At 61.9% G+C, this 17,638-nt stretch carries 14 protein-coding genes, 1 tRNA gene and 1 riboswitch; of the genes, 3 read left to right on the forward strand and 12 right to left on the reverse strand.

Annotated features, from left to right (window positions below; all coding sequences use genetic code 11):
• Positions 1-200: 200 nt before the first annotated feature.
• Positions 201-818, reverse strand: a complete 618-nt coding sequence (locus AOT96_RS26800; protein WP_003944029.1) for an ANTAR domain-containing response regulator — start codon at positions 816-818, stop codon at positions 201-203.
• 107 nt (positions 819-925) lie between these two features.
• Between AOT96_RS26800 and AOT96_RS26805 the strand changes: the two genes are divergently transcribed.
• Both AOT96_RS26805 and AOT96_RS26810 read left to right on the forward strand, forming a co-directional pair.
• Positions 926-1,002, forward strand: a tRNA-Leu gene (locus AOT96_RS26805).
• Positions 1,003-1,077: 75 nt separating this feature from the next.
• A complete protein-coding gene (locus tag AOT96_RS26810; RefSeq protein ID WP_065352521.1) occupies positions 1,078-1,710 on the forward strand; it encodes an AMIN-like domain-containing (lipo)protein in 633 nt (210 codons plus the stop codon).
• A 111-nt stretch (positions 1,711-1,821) separates the two neighbouring features.
• Here the strand turns inward: AOT96_RS26810 and AOT96_RS26815 are convergent, their stop codons facing one another.
• Positions 1,822-2,793, reverse strand: coding sequence for a bifunctional 5,10-methylenetetrahydrofolate dehydrogenase/5,10-methenyltetrahydrofolate cyclohydrolase (locus AOT96_RS26815; protein ID WP_065352945.1), 972 nt, complete (start codon positions 2,791-2,793; stop codon positions 1,822-1,824).
• Between the two features lie 23 nt (positions 2,794-2,816).
• Positions 2,817-2,897, reverse strand: a riboswitch (ZMP/ZTP riboswitch).
• Between the two features lie 174 nt (positions 2,898-3,071).
• On the opposite strand from AOT96_RS26815, the gene AOT96_RS26820 reads away from it, so the two are divergent.
• On the forward strand, positions 3,072-3,575 hold the full coding sequence (locus tag AOT96_RS26820) for an SRPBCC domain-containing protein (RefSeq protein ID WP_030536752.1): 504 nt from the start codon (positions 3,072-3,074) through the stop codon (positions 3,573-3,575).
• Between the two features lie 33 nt (positions 3,576-3,608).
• On the opposite strand, the gene AOT96_RS26825 is transcribed toward AOT96_RS26820, so the two are convergent.
• The 10 genes from AOT96_RS26825 to trpC all read right to left on the reverse strand — a co-directional run bounded on the left by AOT96_RS26825 (position 3,609) and on the right by trpC (position 17,584).
• The gene (locus tag AOT96_RS26825) at positions 3,609-4,490 is read right to left on the reverse strand and encodes an acyl-CoA thioesterase (RefSeq protein ID WP_003944096.1); all 882 of its coding nucleotides are present in this window, start codon (positions 4,488-4,490) and stop codon (positions 3,609-3,611) included.
• Entirely contained in the window at positions 4,491-5,909 is a 1,419-nt protein-coding gene (pyk, locus tag AOT96_RS26830) for a pyruvate kinase (RefSeq protein WP_003944038.1), read from the reverse strand.
• An 82-nt stretch (positions 5,910-5,991) separates the two neighbouring features.
• A complete protein-coding gene (locus AOT96_RS26835) occupies positions 5,992-7,494 on the reverse strand; it encodes a glutamate synthase subunit beta (protein WP_065352522.1) in 1,503 nt (500 codons plus the stop codon).
• Positions 7,487-11,971 carry a glutamate synthase large subunit gene (gene gltB, locus AOT96_RS26840; protein WP_065352523.1) on the reverse strand — a complete coding sequence of 1,495 codons (4,485 nt, stop codon included), beginning with the start codon at positions 11,969-11,971 and terminating at the stop codon, positions 7,487-7,489. Before gltB ends, AOT96_RS26835 begins: the two co-directional genes overlap by 8 nt.
• Before the next feature lie 133 nt (positions 11,972-12,104).
• Entirely contained in the window at positions 12,105-12,932 is an 828-nt protein-coding gene (locus tag AOT96_RS26845; protein WP_047272252.1) for a TM2 domain-containing protein, read from the reverse strand.
• A gap of 126 nt (positions 12,933-13,058) precedes the next feature.
• On the reverse strand, positions 13,059-13,484 hold the full coding sequence (locus tag AOT96_RS26850; RefSeq protein ID WP_030536756.1) for a TM2 domain-containing protein: 426 nt from the start codon (positions 13,482-13,484) through the stop codon (positions 13,059-13,061).
• Entirely contained in the window at positions 13,481-14,554 is a 1,074-nt protein-coding gene (gene lgt / locus AOT96_RS26855) for a prolipoprotein diacylglyceryl transferase (RefSeq protein WP_003944040.1), read from the reverse strand. Before lgt ends, AOT96_RS26850 begins: the two co-directional genes overlap by 4 nt.
• Entirely contained in the window at positions 14,551-15,354 is an 804-nt protein-coding gene (trpA, locus tag AOT96_RS26860; RefSeq protein ID WP_003944010.1) for a tryptophan synthase subunit alpha, read from the reverse strand. The genes lgt and trpA overlap by 4 nt, the downstream gene beginning before the upstream one ends.
• The gene (gene trpB / locus AOT96_RS26865; protein WP_007728699.1) at positions 15,351-16,700 is read right to left on the reverse strand and encodes a tryptophan synthase subunit beta; all 1,350 of its coding nucleotides are present in this window, start codon (positions 16,698-16,700) and stop codon (positions 15,351-15,353) included. Before trpB ends, trpA begins: the two co-directional genes overlap by 4 nt.
• A 74-nt stretch (positions 16,701-16,774) precedes the next feature.
• Positions 16,775-17,584 (reverse strand): indole-3-glycerol phosphate synthase TrpC, encoded by an 810-nt coding sequence (gene trpC, locus AOT96_RS26870; protein ID WP_003944016.1) that lies wholly within the window; start codon positions 17,582-17,584, stop codon positions 16,775-16,777.
• Positions 17,585-17,638: the final 54 nt, after the last annotated feature.

The raw sequence follows: 17,638 nt of genomic DNA on the forward strand, positions 1-17,638 counted from the left end.
GCCGGTGCTCGCGCCACCCGAACTGGCGCTCGCTGTGGGATCAGACGCTAGACCTTGGAACCGTTTCGCGATCCTTCAAGAAAGCCCTGTGACCTGACTGTTATCTGAAGGTGCACAGTGTTTACACGGCTGTAGCGCTGCGCGACGTTTCAACTGTCGACGCAGCCACTCAGTGCAGCCGGGTAACCCGGACACTTTGCTCAAGCGTCCGGTTCACCGCCCAGAGTTTCCAGCACGACCTGTGCGACCGCCTTCATCGTGGAGCGCCGATCCATCGCGGCGCGCTGAATCCACTTGAACGCCTCAGGTTCGGTGAGCGCTTGGCGAACCATCAGAACACTCTTGGCTCGCTCGATCAGCTTGCGTGCTTCGAGCCGGTCCGAAAGATCAGCGACCTCACGCTCGAGCGCCGTCACCTCGCGGAAACGACTGACCGCCAATTCGACAGCGGGAACGAGGTCACTGATCGAGAACGGCTTGACCAAGTAAGCCATGGCGCCGGCATCGCGTGCGCGCTCGACCAACTCGCGCTGACTGAACGCTGTGAGAATGACAACAGGAGCGATGCGTTTGGCGGCAATCTCCGAAGCGGCGTCGATGCCGTCTCTCCTGGGCATTTTCACGTCCATGATGACCAGATCAGGCTTGAGCGACTCGGCCAACTCCACCGCGACCTGCCCGTCACCCGCCTCACCGACGACGTCGTAGCCCTCTTCGCGGAGCATCTCGACCAGATCCATGCGGATCAACGCCTCGTCTTCAGCGACGACAACACGACGGGGTGCGAGCTGATTGCCTTGCGGCTGCGGCGAATTCATGGCCACCATCCTCCTCCATCGAACCGCCCCGACACGAGACGCGAACGATTAGAGGGTACCGGTGTTTGACATTGAAATCGCATCTTCTAATGTAGTCATCGCAACAAGCCCTCGTATCCCAATTGGCAGAGGAAACGGATTCAAAACCCGTCCAGTGTGAGTTCGAGTCTCACCGAGGGCACCACCTGCCGCAGCTGGCCGCACCGCAAGGTTTCGGCATTCGGCTGTACGCCAGATCGACCGCCGTTAGATTCGATCCATGAACGGTCACCGCCTGATTGCTCTGCTCGGAGCCATATCTGTTTTCGCGCTGCTCCCCGGATGTCAGACTGACGACCAATCCGACACTGCCGGCGAATCCAACACTGCCGGCGAATCTTCCACCCAGACCGTCCTCGATGCTGCAACACAGACAGGCACCCTTCAGGTCGGCACTCCCCCGATCGATGCCCCACCAACCGAGATCTCCACGCTTGCTCCGTTCCCGAACGACACGGAGATCCCTTCACCGAATCCGCGCGTCGACGTGACCGAGATCGACGTGACCGATCACGATGGTTTCACCCGAATCACCTACCGATTCGACGGAAATGGATCAGTGTTCTGGAAAACCGAATATGTCAGCGAAGCAATCCGAGCGGGTGACAGCACAGTCGTGGACGTCGGAAGTCGATCGATACTTCAAGTCGACCTGATGGGAGTCCAATCGGATTCGTCGCTCAACTCCGTATCTCACGAGGGCGAAAACATCACGCGCATAGACAGTGCGGCCAGGAACAGTGCGATCCTGCAGTCGTTTGTCGGCACGGTCGACATCCGTCCGGCATACACCGTATCGACATCCGATTCACCGTCCCAGTTGACGATCGACATCCCCACGGCAGACAGCTGACTGTCGAATACCCAATTGCGCGCTCAGCTCAGCCATTCCAGCGCAGCGATGCTCGACGCGGTAATTCGGTTATCGAGGGGCGGATGAATACTCCGTCTCGAAACCGAGGTCTCACAATCGATCCGAGGCGATTGCTGGGTCCGGTCCAACACGACTGTCATGATTCTCACTACATGCCCGAACTTCCGCTGCTCGAACTGCTGCTGCCAGTGTTTGTTCCAGCAGGACGGCAACCGTCATGGGGCCGACGCCACCCGGCACCGGTGTGATCGCACCGGCATGTGGGAGCGCAGCGGCGTACTCCACATCTCCGACGTTGCCCTCGTTGTACCCCGCATCGATCACCACTGCCCCAGGCTTGATCCACGCCCCTTTGATCAGTTCCGGAACACCGACGGCCGCGATGACGACGTCTGCCGAGGCGACGTGGGCGGCCAGGTCGACGGTGCGCGAATGGCAGTATGTCACCGTTGCGCCTCGACGCAGGAGGAGCATTCCCATCGGCAATCCGAGTATCGGGCTTCGGCCGACCACGACAGCATGCTTTCCGGAGAGTTCGACGCCTGTGGCGTCGAGCAGGCGCAGGATGCCACTCGGCGTACACGATTCGAATCCCCCACCGGTCAACGCCATTGCCGCAAAAGATGCCGAAGTGACGCCGTCAACGTCTTTGTCGGCCGAGATGGCATCGAACGCGGCCCGTTCGTCGATGTGGTCTGGCACCGGGTGTTGCAGCAGTATGCCGTCGATCGAAGGGTCCGCCGACAACGCTCTCAGCACGCCGACCAGTTCTTCGGTGGTTGTACTCACCGGGAGTTCGACCGTCCGCGACGTCATTCCGACGGCGACAGATCGTTTGGCCTTCATCTGTACATACGCCTTCGAGGCCGGGTCCGCTCCCACGATGACGGCGGCCAGGCAAGGAACGTGCCCCGCCTCATCACGAAACTGCCTGGTGCGCACTGACAGGTCCGCGAGCGCACCATCGGCAATTGCGCGTCCGTCGATTATTCGAGCGGGCGCGGTCTGGGTCGACAGATTCTTGGTAGAGACGTTTTCGGTAGGCCGATTCTCGGTAGACATGGATCCCCCTTCACACAAGATGTGTGAAGCACCCAGGCGGTCGATGCCTCGCGATGTGCACTCCCCGGTGGTAATCCCCACCCGCGCCAGTCGTGCGTGGTCAGCGTACCGCGCGGTTGCTTCACCGCCACGAAACGCGTCGAGAACGCCACTCACAAAACGAGACAAATCGACATAACCTATCAATAGGTAACGATCTGACCTGCAGTTATTCCATCCTGTGCAATTAGATGGCACGATGGGGGCAACCGCACGGGCACCAAGCATTGGAGGCACCGATGGACAACGGCAAGATAAACCTGACCTATGACGGTCGGGTGTCACTGAGCTTCCAACTGGCGATTCCGCACGCACCGGACAAGGTCTGGAAAGTGATAACGGAACGCGAGTACCTCGACGCCTGGTTTCCGGCGGACGTCGATTTCGATCTCACTCCCGGCGCGGATCTGCTGTTCAAGGTGACCCCGGAACAAGTCGAGCGTTTCGGACTGCCAGCAGATCACGTGACGCGCGGGACGGTCATCAGCGTCCACCCGCACCGAATTCTCGAATTCCTCTGGGACGCAGATACTCTGCATTGGGAACTGGCACCGGACGGCACCGGCGGTTGCTGGCTGACCCTCACCCACACGATGGAAGACGAAGAGTCCGCGTACGCCCACGCTGCCGGCTGGCACGCGGGCTTGGAAGTTGTTGCGGCCCAACTCGATGGACGCAAAGTCGACTGGTCTCCGTGGGACCGCGCCGACGAACTCTCACCGCAATATCGCAAGTCTGCTTGATTCTGGGCCCGAGTTCAGTCTCGGGCCCGCATCTCATTCCCCTTTACGCGGGAAATGCCTGATCATTCCTTCTTGGACCACCGTCGCCAACAGCAGTCCTTCCACCGAGAAGTACCGTCCGGTTGCCAGACCGCGCGAACCTGCGGCGACCGGCGATTCGGTGGCGTACAGAACCCAGTCGGTGAACCGGAACGGGCGATGGAACCAGATCGAATGATTGACCGTCGCCGCGACGATACGATCATGACCCCAGGACAAACCATGAGTGGTCAGAATCGAATCGAGCACGGTGGTGTCGGACGAATATGCCAGCGTCGCAGCGTGAATGAGCGAATCGTCCGGCAGATCACCGTCGGGGCGCATCCACACCCGATTGTGGTTGAGTTTCTCGCCGGTGCCCTTGAGGATCCACGCCGGATCGTTGGCGTACCGCATGTCGATCGGCTTGAGCGCCGCACTGAAATGCGGCAGTTTTTCCTCGTACCCCACCAAATGATCGCCGATGGGAGGCAACGACTCCGGAAGTGGAACATCCGGGATCTCGACAGCATGGTCGAGCCCCTTGCCGGAGTCCTGGAACGCCGCGAGCATCACGAACAATTCGTTCTCACCCTGATAGGCAGTCACCTGACGGTTGGCGAACGCCCGCCCGTCGCGATGACGATCCACCCGATACTCGATGGGCGCCTTGACATCTCCGCCGCGAATGAAATGGGCATTCACCGCATGGATGGGGCGATCACCGTCGACGGTCCGCCCGGCGGCCATCAGTGCCTGAGACACCAACTGACCGCCGAACGTCCGCGAACCTACCTGTTTCGGGTGGTATCCACGGAACGCGTCTTCACCGATCTGCTCCAGATCCAACAGACCGAGGAGAGTACCGAGGTCGGTGGACGCGTTCGCGTGGGTCACTCAGTGGTCCTCTTCGCCGATACGGTGGACGTGAATGAGGTTGGTGGAACCGACAGTTCCCGGAGGGGATCCGGCAACGATGACCACGAGGTCGCCCTTGACGTACCGCCCGAGGGAGAGCAACGCACTGTCCACCTGACGCACCATCTCGTCGGTGGTGGCCACCGCATCGACCAGGAACGTCTCGGTTCCCCACGTCAGCGTCAGCTGACTGCGCACCGCGGGCAGCGGTGTGAAGGCGAGCAACGGCAGCGGCGTGTGCAGACGAGCCAGTCGACGCACCGTGTCACCGGACTGAGTGAACGCAACCAAGGCCTTGGCGTCGAGACGTTCGCCGATGTCGCGTGCTGCGTACGAGATGACACCGCGCTTGGTGCGCGGGACGTGGGTCAACGGTGGGACACGGGTTGATTCGTTCTCGACGGCCTCGACGATGCGGGCCATGGTGCGAACGGTTTCCATGACGTACTTGCCCACCGAAGTCTCGCCCGAGAGCATGACTGCGTCGGCGCCGTCGAGAACGGCGTTGGCGACATCGGATGCCTCTGCGCGAGTGGGACGTGAGTTCTCGATCATCGACTCGAGCATCTGCGTCGCGACGATGACCGGCTTCGCGTTCTCACGAGCAATCTGGATTGCGCGCTTCTGAACGAGCGGGACCTGCTCGAGCGGCAACTCGACACCGAGGTCACCGCGGGCGACCATGACGGCGTCGAACGCGAGCACGATGGCCTCGAGATTGTCGATGGCCTCGGGCTTCTCGAGCTTCGCGATGACGGGAACGCGGCGCCCGACTCGATCCATGATGGCGTGAACCAATTCGACGTCCGCCGGTGAGCGAACGAAGGAGAGTGCAATGAAGTCGACACCCAGCTTGAGAGCGAACTCGAGGTCGGCGATGTCCTTGCCCGACAGGGCTGGAACGGAGACGTTCATACCGGGCAGTGAGAGGCCCTTGTTGTTGCTGACCGGACCGCCTTCGGTGACCCGACAGACGACGTCGTTGCCGTCGATGGACGTGACGACCAGGCCGACCTTTCCGTCGTCGACCAGCAGTCGATCGCCGGCCTTGGCGTCGCGCGCCAATTCCTTGTACGTGGTCCCGACGCGATCGTGCGTTCCCTCGACGTCGTCGACGGTGATACGAACCTCTTCACCGTTGGCCCAGGTGGTCCGCTCGTCCTTGAATCGGCCGAGGCGAATCTTGGGCCCCTGAAGGTCGGCGAGAACACCGACGGCCTTTCCGGTGGCGTCCGACGCGGCGCGGACGCGAATGTAGTTTTCTTCGTGATCGGCATGCTCGCCGTGGCTGAAGTTGAGGCGCGCCACGTCCATGCCGCTCTCCACGAGCTCACGGATGCGGTCGCCAGAAGCTGTCGCAGGTCCAAGTGTGCATACAATTTTTGTCCGTCGGTTCACGGCTCGAGCCTAGTCGCTACCCCACCGCACTTCTATCCGGCATTTGCGACCTGCACTTTCTGTACTTACTCGATTCAGTTGGTCAGCTCACGAACAGCGGAAATGCCTTTGGATGAACCGGAGCCGGAAGCGCCGACTCGCCTGTGAGAAACATGTCGACGGCACGTGCGGCCGACCGTCCCTCGGCAATCGCCCACACGACCAGCGACGCCCCGCGATGCGCGTCGCCGCAGACGAATACGCCGGGTGTGCGGGTCTGCCACCCGACATCACACTCGATTCTGCCGAGTGGATCGGTGCCGACATCAAGGTCGGTGAGCAGTGGAGCGGTTTCGACGCCGTCGAAACCCAGAGCGAGCAGGACCATCTCGCACACGAGATCGATCGTGTCTCCAGTCTCCACCAAGGTTCGTTGTCCGTTCTTCGCTCGTGACACGGCTACCGGAACCATCCGGATTGCGCGGACCGCACCCTTACCGTCGTCGAGAAATTCCTGCGCCGCCCATCGGAATCGTTTGTCACTGCCCTCCTCATCCGCCGGCGAGCTGCGTAGGACCCGCGGCCACAACGGCCATGGGTCGCGATCTCGATCGCGGTGTGCCGGAGGTGGGACGTGGTAGTCCAATTCCGTCACTGCGTGCGCACCCTGGCGATGCACCGTGCCGAGGCAGTCGGCGGCCGTGTCGCCGCCACCGATGATCACGACGTTTTTACCTCGCGCCGAGATGCTCGACGCACCATCACCCTCGCATTCGCGGTTGGCCGCCCGCAGGTACGTCATCGCAGGATGGATTCCGCGAAGACTACGACCCGGTACGTCGGTGTCTCTGACACGATCAGCCCCGACCGCCAGGATTACCGCCTCGAAATCCGTCAGGAGGTCGTGCGCGCTCACGTTCACTCCGACGGCGCAGTCAGTGACGAATCGGGTCCCCTCGGCGGTCAGTTGGTCCAGCCGCCGGTTGATGAGGGCCTTGGGCAACTTGAATTCAGGAATTCCGTAGCGAAGCAGTCCCCCGATCCGATCGCTCCGCTCGAACACCGTGACACTGTGTCCGGCTCGTGTCAGTTGTTGAGCCGCGGCCAGTCCCGCCGGTCCCGAACCGACAACCGCAACACGGTTTCCGCTGTGAACTACCGCAGCCTGCGGCCCCAACCAACCCGACTCCCAGGCGTTGTCGACAATCGCCTGTTCGATGCGCTTGATGGTGACACCCCCCGACGTGTGCTCGTCGTCGAGTGCGAGAACGCACGCCGTTTCGCACGGTGCGGGGCACAGATGTCCGGTGAACTCGGGGAAATTGTTGGTGGAATGCAGATTCTCCGAGGCTTCGGACCACCGTCCACGCCGAACCAGGTCGTTCCATTCCGGAATGAGATTGCCGAGCGGACACCCTACGTCGGCCGAATGGCAGTACGGCACAGCGCAGTCCATGCAACGCGAGGCCTGTGCAGATACGTCTCGATTTCGCACGACGGGATCCAGCGACTCGTATACCGACGCCCAGTCGCCGACACGCACATCGGGCGATCTGGTCGGTGCGTCGGATCGTTTCACGTTGAGGAACCCGCGTGCGTCAGGCATGAGCCGGCTCCACCAGTTCGTTCTCTTCCACGACCTTCCGGTAGTCGACAGGCAAGACTTTGGTGAATCTCGGACTCTGGCCAACCCAGTCGTCGAGAAGTTTCGCAGCCACCGGCGAGCCGGTCGCAGCGAAATGCTCGCCGAGAATGTCGACCAGCTGACGACAGTCTTCCGCCGAAGGCCGCTCCAGCACGACCATGTCGCGGTTGACCTTCTCTGCCTTCACATCGAGTACGAAGGCAATTCCGCCCGACATTCCCGCAGCAAGGTTCCTACCAGTTGGGCCGATGATGACGACGCGACCCCCGGTCATGTACTCACACGCATGGTCGCCGACGCCTTCCACCACAGCGACCGCACCCGAGTTTCGCACCGCGAATCGTTCCCCGACACGCCCCCTGGCATAGAGCGCACCGCTCGTAGCGCCGTACAGCAGCGTATTGCCGGCAATCACCTGCTCCTCGGCCACGAAGGGTGCGTCCTCACTCGGCCGAAGCACAATTCGTCCACCCGAGAGCCCCTTTCCCACGTAATCGTTTGCATCGCCGACAACGACCAGCGAGATGCCCGGTGGCAGGAACGCACCGAGTGACTGGCCTGCCGTTCCACGGAGCACGACGTCGATGGTGCCGTCAGGTAGCCCGACGGCGCCGTAGCGTCTGGTCACCTCAGCGCCCAGCCTCGTTCCCACCGCTCGATCCGTATTGTGTACTGGCAGTTCGATATGCACCGGTCGAGCGTCCTCGAGGGAGTTCGCAGCCAACTTGATCAGGGTGCGTTCGAGTTCGCTCGAAGTAGGTACATACGGTTGGAAGGCCGCGCCGGCCGGCGCGGCCGGAACGTCGAAGAGTGGTGAGAGGTCCAACGTGCGACTCTTCCAATGTGCCACCGCCGGAGACATTTCCAATACGTCTGCGTGCCCCAGAGCATCGTCGATACTTCGAAACCCCAGTTCTGCCAACAACCGTCGTACGTCGTCGGCGATGGAGCGAAAGAAGTTCTCGACGTACTCGGGCCGGCCGGTGAATCGCTCGCGCAGTTCGGGATTCTGCGTCGCTACTCCGACAGGGCAGGTGTCGAGGTGACATACCCGCATCATGACGCACCCGGCCGCGATGAGTGGCGCCGTGGAAAACCCGTACTCCTGCGCCCCCAGCAACGCGGCGACGACGACGTCCCGCGCCGTGCGCAAACCCCCGTCACACTGGACGACGATCCGATCGCGTAACCCGTTGAGCACCAGGGTCTGCTGAGTTTCGGCCAGCCCGATCTCCCACGGCGTACCCGCGTGGTGGATGGACGAGAGTGCCGCAGCACCCGTCCCACCGTCGTGACCGGAGATCAGCACCACGTCGGCGTGCGCTTTGGCCACACCTGCCGCAACAGTCCCGACTCCGGCTGCGCTGACCAACTTCACGTGTATCCGCGCGCGATCGTTTGCGCATCTGAGGTCGTAGATCAATTGGGCGAGATCCTCGATCGAATAGATGTCGTGGTGCGGGGGCGGAGAAATGAGCCCGACCCCAGGCGTCGAGTACCGGGTTTCCGCGATCCACGGGTACACCTTGGACCCCGGAAGCTGCCCTCCTTCACCGGGCTTGGCACCTTGGGCCATCTTGATCTGAATGTCGGTGGCATTGACCAGGTAATCGCTGGTCACCCCGAAGCGCCCACTCGCGACCTGCTTGACTGCGCTTCGACGCTTGTCGTCACGCAACCGCTCCGGCGACTCTCCGCCCTCACCGGTGTTGGAACGCCCGCCGAGAGCATTCATCGCAACCGCCATCGTCTCGTGCGCCTCCGCAGAGAGGGAACCGTAGCTCATCGCACCGGTGTTGAATCGAGCGAGAATCATCTCGACGGGTTCGACCTGATCGAGCGGAATCGGCGGACGAACCTCACACCGAAATCGAAACAATCCCCGCGGTGTTCCGCCCTGCGCGCTCAGTCGATCGACTTCATCGCTGTAGCGGCGAAAGATTTCACTTCGCCCCGTCCGGGTCGCATGCTGAAGGAAGAACACGGATTCGGGTGTGAACACATGCAATTCACCACCGCGGCGATACCGGAACTCTCCACTGCTGCTCAACTGACGATGCTGCACTGCGGACGACGAGAACGCAGCCGTGTGGCGCATCAGAACTTCGCGCGCGACTTCGGTGATACCGATCCCGCCGATCCGGCTCCGTGTGTTGCAGAAGTATTCGTCGACCAACTCTCGACCCAAGCCCACGGCCTCGAATACCTGTGCGCCCGTGTAGGAGTGAACCGTAGCGATTCCCATCTTCGACATCACTTTGAGCACGCCGAAATTTGTTGCTCTCAGGTAGTTGTCCGACGCAGTCTTCGGATCTATCCCGGGAAGTTCGTCCTGCTCGCTGAGGGCTTGGACAGATTCGAGAGCAAGATACGGGTGGACAGCCGCCGCACCGTAGCCGATCAGCAGCGCGATGTGATGAACTTCGCGCGCGTCACCCGAGTCGACGACGAGGGAAACCTTGGTCCGCAGGCCATGACGAACCAGATCGTAGTGCACGGCTGATACTGCGAGCAATGACGGAATGGGAGCCTGCTCAGGGCCTGATCCACGGTCGGAGATCACCAGAATCTCGATTCCGGCTGCGGCGGCTGTTCGGGCGGACTCACGAAGCCTCTCGACGCCTTCGGTGAGACTGCCCCTCGGATCGAAACCTGCGCGAAGGACAGCGCTTCTCGGAGTTCTTGCGCCGTATAGTTCGGCGACCTTCGCCATCTTCCCCGGTCCGATCACCGGTTTGTCGAGAACAATCCTTCGGCACGACAGCGCCGACGCTTCGAACAAGTTCTGCTCAGCGCCGAGGGTGACACCAAGCGTAGTGACGACTTCCTCGCGAATCGCGTCCAAAGGCGGGTTGGTCACCTGAGCAAAGAGCTGAATAAAGTAGTCGTACAACAGCTTCGGCCGATCCGAAAGAACGGCGAGAGGCGTGTCGACACCCATCGATCCCAACGGCTCCGATCCTGAGCTTGCCATCGGGACAAGAATGTCCCGCAGGTCCTCGGCGTGGTATCCGAAGAGCAACTGCCGTTGCAACAGCGGAGCCGGATCGCCTCGGGCAGGCGCAGTCTCGGGGATGTCCTCCAGGTCGACCAATCCCCCGTCGACCCAGTCCCGGTAGGGGGCTGTGCTCGCGAGTTCGGACTTGATCTCCGCATCGGAAACGATCCGATGGCGAGCGGTGTCCACGAGAAACATGCGTCCCGGTTCGAGGCGCCCCTTCTCCAACACCTCGGACGTGGGAGCGTCGAACACACCGCTCTCACTGGCCAACACGATACGGTCGTTCTTCATCCGCCACCATCGCCCTGGGCGAAGACCGTTGCGATCCAACACGGCCCCGACAACAATGCCGTCGCTGAACGTCACGGACGCCGGACCGTCCCACGGTTCCATCAGACAACCGTGAAATTGGTAGAAGGCCTTTATCTCGTCGGGCATCGAAGAACCGTTCTCCCAGGCTCCGGGAATCATCATCGCGATGGCGTGTTGCACACTGCGGCCCCCGAGCGTCAAAAACTCCAGTACTTCGTCGAACGACGAAGAGTCGGATCCTCCCGGGGTGCAGATCGGAAACAGGCGATCGATGTCCCCACCTAAAAGTGTGCTCCGCAGCATCGGCTCGCGAGCGCGCATCCAATTCCTGTTTCCCACAATCGTATTGATCTCGCCGTTGTGGGCGATGCAGCGATACGGCTGAGCGAGTGGCCACGACGGAAATGTGTTCGTGGAGTATCGACTGTGCACGACTGCCAACGCAGTTCGCATTCGGTCGTCGCGTAGGTCGGTGAAGTAACCGGGTAACTGCGCCGGCGTCAGCATGCCCTTGTACACGATGGTTCGGGCGGACAACGAGGGGAAATACACCGCATCATCGGCCGAATGAATTCGCTCGACTTGTCTCCTGAGCGCAAACACTCGTCTGTCCAAGGCAATTCCGCCCACACTACGATCTCGCGTCTCGGCGCACGTCACAAAACACTGACTGATGTACGGAGCGCACTGCGCGGCAACGGTTCCGACGCAGTCTCGGTCGACCGGCACCTCTCGCCACCCGATAATCTGCAGTCCTTCTGCCGCTGCGTACCGGCGTATCCGAACTACCGCGCGCCGACGTGCTTCCTGATCCACCGGGAGAAAGCAGTTTCCGGCCGCGTAGGTGTTCTCACCCATCGCGTTGGGTTGTGGAAGCTCGAACTCGGTCACCGCGTCGAAGAACTCCGTCGGCAGCTGAATCAGAATGCCCGCGCCGTCTCCGCTGTTGGATTCGCGCCCAACTGCGCCGCGATGGGAGAGATTGCCCAGGACCGCGAGCGCATCGTCGACAACGGAATGCAGGTGGCGTCCAGAGGTGTCTGCTACCACGGCTACACCACACGAATCGGTTTCCTGATCGGGGTCGTACAGGCCCCGAGGTTCAGGTATTCGAGAAAACGGCACTCGGCGACCTCCACGCGGACATGCAGCCGACGTGCGCTAGTTTATCAGCCCATAACCGCAGGTCGCGAGAGCAAAACGGTGACCCCCTGATACCGAGGCATCAGGGGGTCACACTTGCCGAGGGTCGTTTCGATCAGCTACGCAAAGGGCGGTTGTACTGATCGCGCACACTGCCGGTCAACATCATGATTCCGTCGATGAGCGGCCAGATGCCACCGATTCCACACGTCAACCAAGTGACCGCGATCTGTGCGACAGCCATGCCGGGCTGGTTGAGATAAAAACGTCCTGCACCGAATCCGCCGAGCAGAATGCCCAGCAATCCGGCAGTCGTCTTCGACTTGTCCGAGTACGGTTCACCGGTCATCGGGTCACGTCCGTATGGTGCGGACGGGTCGACCAGGCCGTAGCCAGGCTGAGGATAACCCTGAGCTTGTGGGTACCCCTGAGGCTGACCGTAACCCGGCTGTGAGTATCCCGGCTGGGGGTAGCCCTGCGGCGGAGCCGCGTAGGGATTCGGAGTCTGATCTGCCGGTGCACCGTAGACGGGACCGTCCGTCGGGGTTTGGGTCGGGCTCGAGTAGTCCGGCGCCGGATAGTCGGTCGCCGGATAGTTCTGGGCGGCGTAACTTTCCTGCGACGTGTACGGCGCTGTCGGCTGATTCGGGGTGGAATCAGAATCGGCAGCGGGAAACGCTGTGGTCGATTCGGTTCCGGTCGGCGGCGGGTAGATGGGGTGGTTTCCCCACCCCGGACCGTTTCCGACTCCCGAATACGTGTCCCAGCCTGGACCGGTGCCGGTGGTCTCCGTCGACGGCGTCTTTTCGGTGGGTGCCGAGGTTTCCGTCAACGACGCATCCGCCGTCGCGTCGTAGTCGAACGGCGACCCGAACTGCGGTGGAACCGGCGGCTGTGATCCAGACGAGTCCCCCGACTCGGAAGGTTCCGGATTCTTGTTCAAGTTAGGCAACGTACTTTCCTTCGATTCGACGACGGTACGTAATAGCTTTTGTTATCGGACTTCGAGAAGGTTCGACCTTCTCGAGGCCAGTCCCCCACACATGTTTCCTCGGTTCGCGCTCGCGACTCATCCTCGCAATGGCCGGCGAGCACCGTCCCGCGCATTGCCCGAAAGTATCACGATGCCGTCGACGAACGCCCAGATCCAGATTCCGATCGCAAATGGAATTCCGATGAGGAACGCCGACATGAACAGCGCGAAGAACATGCCGAGCAGTTGGCACAATCCGATGCCGACACTTCCGATATAGAGGCGCCCGACTCCACAGATTCCGAAGAAGCCCAGCAAGATCTGCAACAGTCCAGCGGTGGCCTTCGACTTGTCGGAATACGGTTCCCCGGTTACCGGGTGCCGACCGTACGGGGCGTAGGGATCTCCGAACCCGTACATCGATGGAGGCGGCAATGGCTGCTGATATCCGTACGGATTGGGCGCGCCGTAGACCGGTCCCTGATCCTCGGGGAATCCCCCCTGCGAATAGGGACCTGTCACGGCTTGTCTTTCTTCGACAGCTTCACCGCGTCCGACGACTCATCCGACGCTGCCGTGGAGTCGCTTGCCTCACTGGAAGCGGATTCAGCAGCATCGGATTCAGAATCTTCAGCGTCGGCGCCTTTCGCGTCGGCCTTCGCCGAGTCAGTTTCGGTAACTGGCGCCGCGACTCCTGCTTCGCCGGCGGCTACCGCAGCGACGTAGTCCTTCGACTTCAAATCAGCCGGATCCTCACGACCCTTCTTCGCCAGGAAGAAGTAGGCCAGTGCGGCGAAGAACACGATCCCCGAAGTGAAGGTGTTGACGCGAATGCCGGCGATCTCGTAGGCGAAATCGTCGCGCATCAGTTCGACGACGAACCGGCCCAGGCAATAGCCCGCGACGTACAGAGCAAACAGGCGTCCGTGGCCGATCTTGAATCGTCGGTCGACGAGGACCAGCAGGATCACGATCAGGACGTTCCACACAGCTTCGTAGAGGAACGTCGGGTGAACGACCCGAATGACTTCTCCGTTGGAGACACCTGCCAGTTGATCGAGCTGGCCGGAAGAGTTCACACGCTCGAAGATCTCGAGGCCCCATGGGACTGTGGTCTCGCGACCGTACAACTCCTGGTTGAAGTAGTTGCCGATACGACCGATGGCCTGCGCGAGCAAGATTCCGGGCGCAATCGCATCACCGAGCGCGGACACCGGAATGCCGCGTCGACGGCAGCCGATCCACGCACCGATGCCGCCGAGGAACACTGCTCCCCAGATTCCGAGGCCTCCCTGCCACACCTTGAGTGCGTCGAGTGGCTGACCGTTCTCGCCGAAATAGGCGGGCCAGTCGGTCAAAACGTGGTAGAGCCTGCCACCGATCAGACCGAAGGGAACGGCCCAGATCGCGATGTCGAGAACGGTCCCCTTCTCGCCGCCGCGGGCGACCCAACGACGATCTCCCCACACGATCGCGACGATGATGCCGAGGATGATGAAGAGCGCGTAGGCGCGAAGCGCCACCGGTCCGACGTACCAGACGCCTTGGGGCGGGCTGGGGATATAGGCCAGCAGGTCCACAGTTGAGGTCACGACGCCACGGTAGCCGAGCGGACGCCCTCGGCGAGTTCTTCGGTGAGCGAGCGAACCGCTCCCAGGCCGTTCTCGACCGCGGAGACCAGAGCCGAGCCGACGATGACGGCATCGGCGTATGCCGCGATTTCGGCAGCCTGTGCGCCGGAGCGAACTCCCAATCCGACGCCGACGGGAATATCGGAATGCGCGCGGATTCGTGCGGTCAGTTCCGGAGCCATCGAAGACACTGCGTCGCGAGCGCCGGTGACACCCATCGTCGAGGCCGCGTAGATGAATCCACTACTCGCATCGAGTGTCATCGCGAGTCGTTCTTCCGTCGAGGACGGAGCGACAAGGAAGATCCGGTCGAGGTGGTGCTCCTCGGATGCTTCCATCCAGGCGCCGGCTTCTTCCGGAATGAGGTTGGGGGTGATCAGTCCGAGCCCGCCGGCGGAAGCGAGGTCTCGTGCGAACTTGTCGACGCCGTACTGCAGTACCGGGTTCCAGTACGTCATCACGACGGCCTTGCCGCCGACCGAACTGATCTGCTCGATCACGGTGAAGATGTCGCGAAGGCGAACGCCGTTGGTGAGTGCAGTTTCGGCTGCACGCTGGATGGTCGGACCGTCCATGACCGGATCGGAATACGCGACACCGACTTCGATGATGTCGCAGCCACCGTCGACCATCGCCTTGAACACGTCGATCGATTCGGGAACGGTCGGATAACCGGCAGGCAGGTAACCGACGAGGGCGGCACGCTTGTCAGCCTTGCAGGCGGCAAAGGTGGGTGCGAGGCGTGATGGTCGTTCGCTCACTTGTCCGAGCCTTCCGTGTTGTCGTTCTCGTCTGCTGCATCATCCGGAGCGGCTGCCTGACCTGAGGCGCCGTCGAAAAGACCGAACCAGCTTGCGGCGGTGTCCATGTCCTTGTCACCGCGACCGGAGAGATTGACGACGATGATCGCGCCCTCACCGAGTTCTTTGCCCAGTCGGAGTGCGCCGGCGACGGCGTGGGCCGATTCGATGGCCGGGATGATGCCCTCGCGGCGCGAGAGCAGCAGCAGCGCATCCATGGCTTCACTGTCGGTGACGGGTTCGTAGGTCGCACGCCCGATATCGCTCAGGTAAGCGTGCTCGGGTCCGACGCCCGGGTAGTCCAGACCAGCAGAGATCGAGTGCGATTCGATGGTCTGACCGTCTTCGTCCTGGAGGAGGTAGGAGTAGGCACCCTGGAATGCACCAGGGGTACCGCCGGCGAACGTTGCTGCATGCCTTCCGGTTTCGACACCGTCGCCGGCCGCTTCGTAGCCAACCAGCCGTACCGACAGATCGTCGATGAACGGGTGGAAGATTCCGATTGCGTTGGAGCCGCCTCCGACGCAGGCTGTGACTGCATCGGGCAGGCGGCCGGTCAGTGCCTGAACCTGGACGCGTGTTTCGAGGCCGACCACTCGCTGGAAGTCCCGAACGATGGTGGGGAACGGGTGCGGGCCTGCCGCGGTACCGAAGCAGTAATAGGTGTTGTCCGCGTGGGAAACCCAGTCGCGCAAGGCTTCGTTGATCGCGTCCTTGAGCGTGCGCGAACCGGTCTCGACCGAAACGACCTCCGCGCCGAGCAGGCGCATGCGTGCGACGTTCAGTGCTTGACGTTCGGTGTCGACAGCACCCATGTAGATGACGCACTCGAGACCGAGCAGTGCACAGGCGGTGGCCGATGCCACACCGTGCTGGCCCGCTCCGGTCTCGGCGATGATGCGGGTCTTGCCCATACGCTTTGCCAGCAGAACCTGACCGAGAACGTTGTTGATCTTGTGAGAACCGGTGTGGTTCAGATCTTCACGCTTGAGAAGGATGCGCGCACCGCCGGCGAACTCGCTCATTCGCGTTGCCTCGAAAATCGGCGACGGACGTCCGGTGTAATCGCGCTGCAAGCGGTCGAGTTCGTTCAAGAACGTGTCGTCCGCTCGAGCCTTTTCGTACTCCGCAGTGACTTCGTCGATAACCGCCATGAGGGCTTCCGGCACATGCCGTCCGCCGTAGACGCCGAAATGGCCTCCGGCGTCGGGATCGTGGGAGCGCTCGGTGAGTCCCGCGCTGGCCGGCGGCAGATTGCCGCCCTTGAATATTGCACCGGAGCCTGGTTCCTGAGTACGTGAAGTCACCCCACCAGTCTGCCCCAACGGTGTCGCTGGTCACCGCCCGGGTGCATCAAAGCACGCCGGGCGGGTGAAGCGATTTATCGAGACGGTTTGGGGCAGGACGGGTGCGCACCTGCATTGACCAGATCTGCGACGGCCTTGCGAGGGTCGCCGCTGGTCACGAGGCCTTCACCGACGAGCACTGCGTCGGCGCCCGCCCCGGCGTACGCCAACAGATCGGCAGTTCCGCGAACACCGGACTCGGCAATCTTGATCGTCTCGGTCGGAAGACCGGGAGCGATGCGACCGAAGGTGTTCTTGTCCACCTCGAGAGTCTTGAGATTGCGGGCGTTCACACCGATCACCTTGGCGCCGGCTTCGAGCGCGCGGTTGGCTTCTTCCTCCGTGTGCACCTCGACGAGGGCAGTCATTCCCAGAGATTCGGTGCGATCGATCAACGAGGCGAGCGCCTGCTGCTCGAGTGCCGCGACGATCAGCAAGATGACGTCGGCGCCGTGAGCGCGAGCCTCGTGAATCTGGTACGGCCCCACGATGAAGTCCTTGCGGAGCACCGGAATGGTGACCGCTTTACGGACTGCGTCCAGGTCGGCCAACGAGCCGTGAAAACGGCGCTCTTCGGTGAGAACACTGATGATGCGTGCGCCACCGGCTTGGTACGCCGCGGCAAGCTCAGCGGGATCGGCAATGTCGGCCAACGCACCCTTTGACGGGCTCGCTCGCTTGACCTCGGCGATGACGCCGATGCTCGATTCCAGAAGTGCTGCTGCAGCATCGAGTGCAGGCGGTGCAGCGGCCGCAGCAGCCTTGACTGCAGCGAAGTCGAGTACGGCTTCGCGGGCGGCGACATCAGCGCGCACCCCGTCGAGAATCGAGTCGAGTACGGTCATCGTGGCCCGAATCCTTTCTGGGCAAGAGCCCGATGTGAGATACGTCATCAGGGT

Origin of the sequence: Rhodococcus sp. 008, from assembly GCF_001682295.1 — a bacterium.
Taxonomy (GTDB): Bacteria; Actinomycetota; Actinomycetes; order Mycobacteriales; family Mycobacteriaceae; genus Rhodococcus_F; species Rhodococcus_F qingshengii.